The following is an 8,411-nucleotide window of genomic DNA, read 5'->3' on the forward strand; positions in this document are numbered from 1 at the left end:
GTCCGCATTCCCCCGCCGGCGTTTCGAAGATTATCCCCAGAGCGTTTCACCGTTTCACCGTTTCACGGAAACGGCGAACCGCTCTATCTTTTTGTTCTGCCGCAATTCCTAGAATTGCTTTGGCGCCCGGTCACGGCATGGCCAGGCGCGCAGGTGCCACAGTGGCTGAATTTGTGGCGCAGGCAAGGCGGCAACGACCAACTGCCTGTGATAAGATCGGGGGCAGCGAGGGGACTTTGCAATGCGTCTTTTTCCAGTGGCGGCGACCGCTATCTGGCCTGCGCCGCGGCGGCGCTTGCCGCGGACAAGGCCGTTCACGATAGGGAACACGGCTTTTCGCTGACCTATCCCGAGGAATCGACAAGCGAAACCGCCTTTGACAACACCATCCGGCTCAAGCTCAAATCCGGCGAAAAAGGCCTGACCTGCAGGGTGTCGCAAAATGCCTACGATCCGACCGCTCCGGGCAATCCGCCTGATGTCAGGGCGTTCATGGAGAAAGACTGGCAGATGAGCAACCTGGCAGACCAGCTATCCGGTGCGGATCGCCGATATGGATTTCCACTATGCCGATGACAATGTCAGCTTCTACGGCCATTCCCGCATCGCGCTGACGTTGCGCAGCTCGCATTACGGCTTCATCGATTGCGGGGTCACCGGCGACAGCGCCGACAAGGCGACGCGCAAATGGGCGCCGCTTGCGGATCAGGCCGACAAGATCGTGAGCTCGTTCGTGCTCGATCCCGACTAGTTTCTCGACACGGGAATTTTGAAAGACTGCTAGGTATCCGCTGGCTGGATTGTCGTCGTTCATGCCCGCGAAATCGCACAAACGCTGGAGATTGGCCGAAGCCCCTCAACATCGTCATTCCAGGGCGGAGCAGCCGCGAAGCGGCGTCGCGGAGACCCTGGAATCCATTCCGTGACTCAAATCAAAAGCGCAGCGGAGCAGAATTCTGCACCGTGGCAACGCGTCAAGGTAACGGAATGGATCCTCGGGTCTGCGCGCGTCGCTACGCTCCTTGCTCCGCCCGTGGATGACGAGGTCGGACGGTTTCGGCCAATCTCCAGGGCGTACCACCTGTCAACACGAACATAGCCGGTCAAGATTCCCGTTCCGAGGAACGTTTCGCTTAAGCGGTCCCAGCCAGGTTCTAGACGAACAGGCCGCGTTCGCGTTCCACCGCCTTGGTGATGAAGTTGGCGACCAGCTGGACGCGGCGCAGCGGTCGCACCGATTCATGATAGACCAGCCAGTAGGCGCGGCGGATCGGCGCGACGATGTCGACCGGCACCAGCTCCGGCATCGAACGGGCGACGAATGTGTGCAGGATGCCGATGCCGGCGCCGGAGCGCACCGCTTCGGCCTGGCCGAGCGCCGAGGAGATGGCGAAGCTGGTCCGCCATTCGGGGCTGAATTCGGCGGCATAGTCGAGCGAAGGGCTGACGATGAGGTCCGGCACATAGCCGATCAGTGTGTGCCGGGCGAGCTCGGCCGGCGTTTTGGGCAGGCCATTGGCCTCGGCATAGGCGCGGGAGGCGAAGAGGCCGAGCGTGTAATCGACCAGCTTGCCAGCCACCAGCCGGCCTTCTGTCGGCCGCTCGACGGTGATCGCGATATCGGCTTCGCGCCTGGACAGCGAGAAGGAGCGCGGCACCGGCACAAGCTGGATGGTGAGCTCACGGTGCTGCGCGGTCAGTTCGCCCAGCCGCTTTGCCAGGAAGGCGACGCCAAATCCGTCGGGCGCGCCGATGCGCACGGTTCCCGAAACGTCGTCGCCCTCGCCGGCAATGGTCGAGCGCGCGGCGATCATATCTCCTTCCATGCGCTCGGCGATGTCGAGGAAGCGTTCGCCGGCCGGCGTCAGCTCGCTGCCGGTGGTCAGGCGGCGGAAGAGCTTTGTGCGAAGCGCCTCCTCGAGCGCGGCGATGCGGCGCGAGACGGTGGCGTGGTTGAGCTCCAGGCGTTTCGCTGCGCCAAGGATCTGGCCGGCTCGCGCCACGGCGAGGAAAATGCGGACGTCATCCCAGTTCATGGGGGTGGTCCTGGTGATAACAACCAAGGCCGCGTTCTGTCGCGCCCCCCTCTGTCCTGCCGGACATCTCCCCCACGAGGGGGGAGATTGGATGCCGCGCCGGCTTTCGCCAATCACCAGCGTTGCAGGAGATGGTGCCGGCGGCAAAGCTGCTGATCTCCCCCCAAGTGGGGGAGATGTCCGGCAGGACAGAGGGGGGCGCGAAGGAACTCAATCTGTCGTCCTTGCGCGGATATCTTGCGGTGCTGTCATTTGCGACAAGTAATGCACACTTCACTGCCGCTGTCTATTTTCCGCACAACGGTTGCGATCTTCCTCGCGTTGCCATCGCCGCCGCAAAGGCAGACAATGGAACCATCACCAAATCCAGGGAGAGAAACATGATCGAATACGGTCATTTCATCGGCGGCAAGCGTGTCGCCGGCACCAGCGGCCGCAAGCAGGATGTGATGCAGCCGATGGACGGCTCCGTGCGCGGCACGGTGGCGCTGGCCTCGCAGGCGGAATTGCGCGCCGCGGTCGAGAACGCCAAGGCGGCGCAGCCGAAATGGGCCGCCACCAACCCGCAGCGCCGCGTGCGCGTGCTGATGAAGTTCCTCGAGCTGGTCCAGCGCGACTATGACGAGCTGGCCGACATCCTGGCGCGCGAGCACGGCAAGACCATCGCCGACGCCAAGGGCGACATCCAGCGCGGCCTCGAAGTGGTCGAGGTCTGCATCGGCGCGCCGCACATGATGAAGGGCGAGTACACCGACGGCGCCGGCCCCGGCATCGACGTCTATTCGATGCGCCAGCCGCTCGGCGTCGTCGCCGGTATCACCCCGTTCAACTTCCCGGCCATGATCCCGTTGTGGAAGATCGCGCCGGCCATCGCCTGCGGCAACGCCTTCATCCTGAAGCCGTCCGAGCGCGACCCGGGCGTGCCGCTGCGTATCGCCGAACTCTTCATCGAGGCCGGCCTGCCCGAGGGCGTCCTCAACGTCGTCAACGGCGACAAGGAAGTGGTCGACGCCATCCTCGACGATCCAGACATCAAGGCCATCGGCTTCGTCGGCTCGACACCGATCGCCCACTATATCTATTCGCGCGGCACCGCATCGGGCAAACGCGTGCAGTGCTTCGGCGGCGCCAAGAACCACATGATCATCATGCCCGACGCCGACATGGACCAGACGGTCGACGCGCTCATCGGCGCCGGCTATGGCTCGGCCGGCGAGCGCTGCATGGCGATCTCGGTGGCGGTCCCGGTTGGCAACGACACCGCCAACCGGCTCATGGATAAGCTGGTGCCGCGCGTCGAAAGCCTGAAGGTCGGCCCCTCGACGGATTCTTCCGCCGATTTCGGCCCGCTGGTGACGGCCCAGGCGCTGGAGCGCGTGAAGGGTTACGTCGATATCGGCGTCAAGGAAGGCGCCAACCTCGTCGTCGACGGCCGCGGCTTCAAGATGCAGGGCTATGAGAACGGCTACTATATGGGCGGCTGCCTGTTCGACAACGTCACCGCCGACATGCGCATCTACAAGGAAGAAATTTTCGGGCCGGTGCTCTCGGTGGTGCGCGCGCCGCGCTACGAGGATGCCATCAAGCTCGCCAACGACCACGAGATGGGCAACGGCGTTGCCATCTTCACCCGCGATGGCGACGCGGCGCGTGACTTCGCCAGCCGCGTTCAGGTCGGCATGGTCGGCGTCAATGTGCCTATCCCGGTTCCGATCGCCTATTACACGTTCGGCGGCTGGAAGGCGTCTTCCTTCGGCGACCTCAACCAGCACGGCCCGGACGCGTTCCGCTTCTACACCAAGACCAAGACGGTCACCTCGCGCTGGCCGTCCGGCATCAAGGACGGCGCCGAGTTCGTCATCCCGACGATGAACTAGCCGGACGGTTTCCTGCTTGCGCGTCCTCGCCTTCGGCTGCGGGCGCGCTGGCGGGCATCAAGGACGGCGCGGAGTTCGTCATTCCAACGATGAACTGAGCGGACGGTTTCCTGATTGCGCGTCCTCGCCTTCGGCTGCGGCGCGCGGCAGGCATCAAGGACGGCGCGGAGTTCGTCATTCCGACGATGAACTAGCCGAACGGTCTTCTAAGAGACTTCAATGAAGCGCGGCGCCAACCGCGCTTTCTTTTTATGCTGCGTCGACCCTCTCGCTTCTCGGTTCCATGTCCAATCCAGGGCATTATTCCAAGAACGGCACGTCGAGAGCGTATCCGCGCCTTCCAAAATTCCATCGCCGTGTGATGGAACCAACAGACCGGTATCCGCCTTAGGCTGTATTCCTGCCATGCGTGCAGGCAACCGAACAGCGCCGGTGGCAGCCGGGGTTCTCGTCTGGCGCGAGGAGGTGTCAGATGACACGATTTGTTGTGGCGGCAATGTTGGCGACGGCGGCGATCACCCTTGGAGCCGCCCCGGCAAGCGCGGCGGCGCAATGCGCGGCCCGCGCCGACATCATCAAGGCGCTGGGCGACAAGTTCCACGAAACCGAGGCCGGGCGCGGCCTGATCAATCCGAACGTCGTGCTGGAGATCTTCGTTTCCGATCAGGGCAGCTGGACGGTTCTTGCCTCCGACACCAAGGGGCAAAGTTGCGTTCTCTCGGTCGGCGAGGGCTGGGACAGCCCGACGATCAGGGCGGCGATGCCGGGCGCCTGAACGAAGGCTGTGCCGCAGCGAGCCTGGCGGCGGGATGCCGCTCAGACCGTCGGTATCGTACCGCCGTCAATGACATATTCGGCGCCGTGGATCGCCGATGCGCGATCCGAAACCAGGAAGGCGACCAGCTCGGCGATCTCCCGCGGCCATGCCGGCCGGCCGATCGGGATGCCGCCCAGTAATTGCCTGAGACTATGCCCGCTACCCGCCATGCGTCGCCATTGGCCGTCGCGTCGGCGACTTCGACCGTCACGCGGTATTTGCTCGTGGTCGTTTCCATCCAGGTCCGGATAGCGGCCGGTCCGCGATGTACCTCGCCTTCGTCCCGGACAGTGGCATCCATCGAGAACGGGAGAAGCATGCCGTCGATATCGTGACGGTTCTTGGCGGCAAAATAGATCGTCAGCGGCCTGGGAAGTTCTATCGCCATGGCTTGTCTCCGTGTGTGTTGCCGGCGCCGTTCGAGGCGCGTGGCGCTTGCTCGGCCGTTAAGATGAGGTATGCTGTGGAAATGACAAGAACCGACAAAAAAGTAAGGTACTTACCTGAAAGTGAGCCCGAGCTTCTGACGCCTTCGTCCGCGGCGATCGGCGTCGAGAACGTGCTGCGCATTCTCGAAGGCCGGTGGAAGCTGGTGATCCTGTTTCACCTGTTCGGCGGCAAGGTGCTGCGCTTCTCCGATCTCGAGCGGGCCATTCCCGCGATCTCGCAAAAGATGCTGATCCAGCAACTCAGGCAGATGGAAGCCGACGGCATCGTGCGCCGCATCGTCCATCACCAGGTGCCGCCGAAGGTCGAATACTGTCTGACCGACTGGGGTCAGGCGCTGTGCCCGGCTCTCGATGCCCTGTTGAAGTGGGCGGCTCGGAAGGAGCCTGCCGAAGGCTGATCGATCGCCTCACCGCGACTTGGCCGCGGCGACATGCGCCGCGAAGGGGTTGTCGGCGGCGATGGCCAGCGCTTCATAGAGCGCCTTGTTTACGAGGCGCAGCTTCACCATATCGAATCCAGGGAGTGATGATCTCCCGACGACAGACCGGAAACCAGAAGGAGCGACGTGATGAAGACGTCTGATCCGGCCTGGAGCCTTCCGGCACACTGAGGCGGCCGAATGTGCCTCCCTTGCCGGAATGCGAAGGCGAAGGAGGTGCCCCATGGCACGCGATTTTTCGTTTCAATGGATCATGCTTGCAGCCGTTGGCGCCCTGATGGCGATATCGGCAGTTCCGGCGCGGGCGCAAATCATCTGCGGCGGCCACAACTATCTGGTCGCGAGGCTGGCGGAGGCGTTCGAGGAGAAGCGGCTGGGCTATGGCGTGGCAGGCCAAGTCGCCATTTTCGAGGTGTTCGTCTCGGCAAGCGGAACCTGGACCATCCTGATGACCGACGTCAAAGGCCAGAGCTGCATCCTGGCCGCCGGCGAGGGATGGGAGGATACGCTGGCGACCGCGGTCGGGCAGCCGGGCGGCTGAGGACGCCTTGAGCAGGTGCTGTCCTGCTCAACGCGTCGCGGCGACCTCGGCGTGGCCGCGCAGCAGCGCCATCAGTTTCTTGGCGTCCTTGGCGGCGCCTTCCTCGTCGCCGTCGAGGATCGAGCGGATCAGCGCGACGTGGTGCTCGGCTGATTCGGCAAGACCGGTGTCGGCCTTGTAGCGGAACCAGAAGCGGCGGCTGTGACTCTGCAGGGGGGCGGCCACTCGCGCCGCGAAGGGATTGTCGGCGGCGATGGCCAGCGCTTCGTCGAGCGCCTTGTCGGCCTGGATGAAGGCAAGCACGTTGCCCGAGATCACTGCCTTCTGCATCGCGAGCGCCGCCTCGTGAAACAGGTCGGCGGCCTCGCGGGTGACGAAGCGGGCGGCCGAGCGCGCGAGCACGACCTCGATGCCGCGCCTGGCATCGAGCACCCGCAGCCAGTCGCCGGCGTGAAGCGGCGCGACTGCGATGCCGGCGCGGGGTCTTATGTCGAGAAGCCCTTCCCAGGCCAGCCGCTGGATCGCCTCGCGCACCGGCGTGCGTCCGAGACCCAGGCGATCGATCAGCGCGCCTTCGGTCACGAAGCTCGACGGCGCCAGCTCGAGCGTGACGATCATGTGCTCCAGCGCGCGATAGGCCTTGGTCGCCGCCGGCTCGAAGGGGGCGTTCGCATCAGCGGATATCAGTGGGGAAATCAATAGCAGGCTCCTGATATATTTTTCATATATCATAACGGATTCAGCGTTGACACGCCAATTCTTAATAGATATACGACTGATATATCAGAGGAGATGCAAACCATGTGGACCGGAGTTTTCCCAGCCGTCACGACCAAATTCACCGCCGACGACCGGCTCGACCATGCCGAGATGGAGCGCTGCTACTCCCTGCAGATGGAGGCCGGCTGCGACGGCATCATCGTCTGCGGTTCGCTGGGGGAAGGGCCGATGCTGTCGCCTGACGAGAAGATCGAAGTGCTGAAGACGGCGCAGAAGGTCGCCGGCAAGAAGCCGGTGCTCTTGACCGTCAACGAGCCGGGCACCCGCGAGGCGGCGAGCATCGCGAAGCGCGCCGCCAGGGAAGGCGCCGACGGCCTTATGGTGGTGCCGAGCCCGATCTACCACACCAATCCGGAAGAGACCGTCGCCGCCCTTCGTGCCGTGGCGGAAGCCGGCGACCTGCCAGTGATGATCTATTCCAACCGGCTCGCCTATCGCGTCGACGTCACCGTCGACCTGATGGAGGAGCTGGCGACCGACAAGCGCTTCGTAGCCATCAAGGAATCGTCCGACGACATCCGCCGATCGACCGAGATCATCAATCGCTTCGGCGACCGCTACGACCTCTTCACCGGCGTCGACAATCTCGCCTTCGAGGCGCTCTCGGTTGGCGCCATCGGCTGGGTCGCCGGCCTGGTCACCGCCTTCCCGCGCGAGACCGTCGCGATCTACCAGCTGATACGGCAGGGCCGCCGCGAGGAGGCGCTGGCGATCTACCGCTGGTTCCGGCCCCTGCTCGACCTCGATGTCTCGAGCTATCTGGTCCAAAACATCAAGCTTGCCGAAGTGCTGGCGATCGGTACGAATGACCGCGTGCGCATGCCGCGCCAGCCGCTGTCGGGCGAACGCCGCAAGGCGGTCGAGACGATCGTCCGGGACGCGCTGGCGGTGCGGCCGACGCTGCCGTCGCTCCAGACGTCTCCTCGGTCGACGGACAGGCTGGTGGCGGCCGAATAAGGGACAGCCTTTCACGTGCAGCAAAATTCCGAAGAGGGGGGCGGCCCGTCATCCGCCCTTCGGGCATCTTCCTCCCGTTCACGGGGAGAAGCGGAAGACATCGCCATTATCGGCGGCGGCATCATCGGCATCTGCGCCGCGACCCTGCTCGCGGAAGCGGGGCGCAGCGTCATCGTCTTCGACCGGACCGGCGTGTGCGAGGAGACGAGTTCCGGCAATGCCGCCGCCTTCGCCTTCTCCGACGTGCTGCCGCTGGCGCATAAGGGGATGATCCGGCAATTGCCGAAATGGCTCGCCGATCCGCTCGGGCCGTTGGCCATTCCGCCGGCCTATCTGCCGAAACTCCTGCCCTGGCTGATCCGCTTCTGGCGGGCCGGCGCGGCGAAGCATTACGAGACGAGCCTGGCCACGCAGGCCGGCATGATGAAGCTTGCCGAGGCCGAGTGGATGGGCCTGCTCGACCGCTCCGGCACGCGGCCGATGCTGCGCGAGGATGGCTCGCTGGAATTCTATG

Annotated in this window: 9 protein-coding genes and 3 pseudogenes; 8 read left to right on the plus strand and 4 right to left on the minus strand. The window is 64.2% G+C overall.

Annotated elements, in window-relative coordinates; translation table 11 throughout:
* Together EOA27_RS42075 and EOA27_RS42080 are read left to right on the plus strand one after the other, a co-directional pair.
* Positions 1–576 (plus strand): annotated as a pseudogene (locus tag EOA27_RS42075) (hypothetical protein); the annotation flags it as partial.
* Entirely contained in the window at positions 554–751 is a 198-nt protein-coding gene (locus tag EOA27_RS42080; protein ID WP_245491074.1) for a hypothetical protein, read from the plus strand. The pseudogene EOA27_RS42075 and the gene EOA27_RS42080, both read left to right, overlap by 23 nt.
* A 403-nt stretch (positions 752–1,154) precedes the next feature.
* Here EOA27_RS42080 and EOA27_RS12035 read toward each other — a convergent pair whose 3' ends face one another.
* A complete protein-coding gene (locus EOA27_RS12035; protein WP_126080703.1) occupies positions 1,155–2,036 on the minus strand; it encodes a LysR family transcriptional regulator in 882 nt (293 codons plus the stop codon).
* 380 nt (positions 2,037–2,416) lie between these two features.
* On the opposite strand from EOA27_RS12035, the gene EOA27_RS12045 reads away from it, so the two are divergent.
* Both EOA27_RS12045 and EOA27_RS12050 read left to right on the plus strand, forming a co-directional pair.
* Entirely contained in the window at positions 2,417–3,913 is a 1,497-nt protein-coding gene (locus EOA27_RS12045; protein WP_127256273.1) for a CoA-acylating methylmalonate-semialdehyde dehydrogenase, read from the plus strand.
* A 472-nt stretch (positions 3,914–4,385) separates the two neighbouring features.
* Positions 4,386–4,688 (plus strand): hypothetical protein, encoded by a 303-nt coding sequence (locus EOA27_RS12050; RefSeq protein ID WP_126080706.1) that lies wholly within the window; start codon positions 4,386–4,388, stop codon positions 4,686–4,688.
* Positions 4,689–4,729: 41 nt separating this feature from the next.
* Here EOA27_RS12050 and EOA27_RS40615 read toward each other — a convergent pair.
* Positions 4,730–4,867 (minus strand): annotated as a pseudogene (locus tag EOA27_RS40615) (SDR family oxidoreductase); the annotation flags it as partial.
* A pseudogene (locus EOA27_RS43150) lies at positions 4,855–5,118 on the minus strand (nuclear transport factor 2 family protein); the annotation flags it as partial. The pseudogenes EOA27_RS43150 and EOA27_RS40615, both read right to left, overlap by 13 nt.
* Positions 5,119–5,199: 81 nt before the next feature.
* On the opposite strand from EOA27_RS43150, the gene EOA27_RS12060 reads away from it, so the two are divergent.
* Entirely contained in the window at positions 5,200–5,577 is a 378-nt protein-coding gene (locus tag EOA27_RS12060; RefSeq protein WP_126080708.1) for a winged helix-turn-helix transcriptional regulator, read from the plus strand.
* Positions 5,578–5,842: 265 nt separating this feature from the next.
* Positions 5,843–6,160 (plus strand): hypothetical protein, encoded by a 318-nt coding sequence (locus EOA27_RS12065; protein WP_126080709.1) that lies wholly within the window; start codon positions 5,843–5,845, stop codon positions 6,158–6,160.
* A 27-nt stretch (positions 6,161–6,187) separates the two neighbouring features.
* Here the strand turns inward: EOA27_RS12065 and EOA27_RS12070 are convergent, their stop codons facing one another.
* A complete protein-coding gene (locus tag EOA27_RS12070) occupies positions 6,188–6,892 on the minus strand; it encodes a GntR family transcriptional regulator (protein ID WP_245463402.1) in 705 nt (234 codons plus the stop codon).
* Positions 6,893–6,961: 69 nt separating this feature from the next.
* On the opposite strand from EOA27_RS12070, the gene EOA27_RS12075 reads away from it, so the two are divergent.
* The gene (locus EOA27_RS12075; RefSeq protein ID WP_126080710.1) at positions 6,962–7,897 is read left to right on the plus strand and encodes a dihydrodipicolinate synthase family protein; all 936 of its coding nucleotides are present in this window, start codon (positions 6,962–6,964) and stop codon (positions 7,895–7,897) included.
* Positions 7,898–7,996: 99 nt separating this feature from the next.
* Positions 7,997–8,411, plus strand: a 415-nt coding sequence (locus EOA27_RS12080) for an FAD-dependent oxidoreductase (RefSeq protein WP_127256278.1), incomplete at its 3' end; no start/stop codon positions are given.

This window comes from Mesorhizobium sp. M2A.F.Ca.ET.037.01.1.1, assembly GCF_003998075.1.
Lineage (GTDB): Bacteria > Pseudomonadota > Alphaproteobacteria > Rhizobiales > Rhizobiaceae > Mesorhizobium.

Coding starts and splice junctions, on each gene's coding strand:
- EOA27_RS42080 (WP_245491074.1), top strand. CDS start 554: ATGGATTTCCACTATGCCGATGACAATGTCAGCTTCTACGGCCATTCC.
- EOA27_RS12035 (WP_126080703.1), bottom strand. CDS start 2,036: ATGAACTGGGATGACGTCCGCATTTTCCTCGCCGTGGCGCGAGCCGGC.
- EOA27_RS12045 (WP_127256273.1), top strand. CDS start 2,417: ATGATCGAATACGGTCATTTCATCGGCGGCAAGCGTGTCGCCGGCACC.
- EOA27_RS12050 (WP_126080706.1), top strand. CDS start 4,386: ATGACACGATTTGTTGTGGCGGCAATGTTGGCGACGGCGGCGATCACC.
- EOA27_RS12060 (WP_126080708.1), top strand. CDS start 5,200: ATGACAAGAACCGACAAAAAAGTAAGGTACTTACCTGAAAGTGAGCCC.
- EOA27_RS12065 (WP_126080709.1), top strand. CDS start 5,843: ATGGCACGCGATTTTTCGTTTCAATGGATCATGCTTGCAGCCGTTGGC.
- EOA27_RS12070 (WP_245463402.1), bottom strand. CDS start 6,892: ATGATATATGAAAAATATATCAGGAGCCTGCTATTGATTTCCCCACTG.
- EOA27_RS12075 (WP_126080710.1), top strand. CDS start 6,962: ATGTGGACCGGAGTTTTCCCAGCCGTCACGACCAAATTCACCGCCGAC.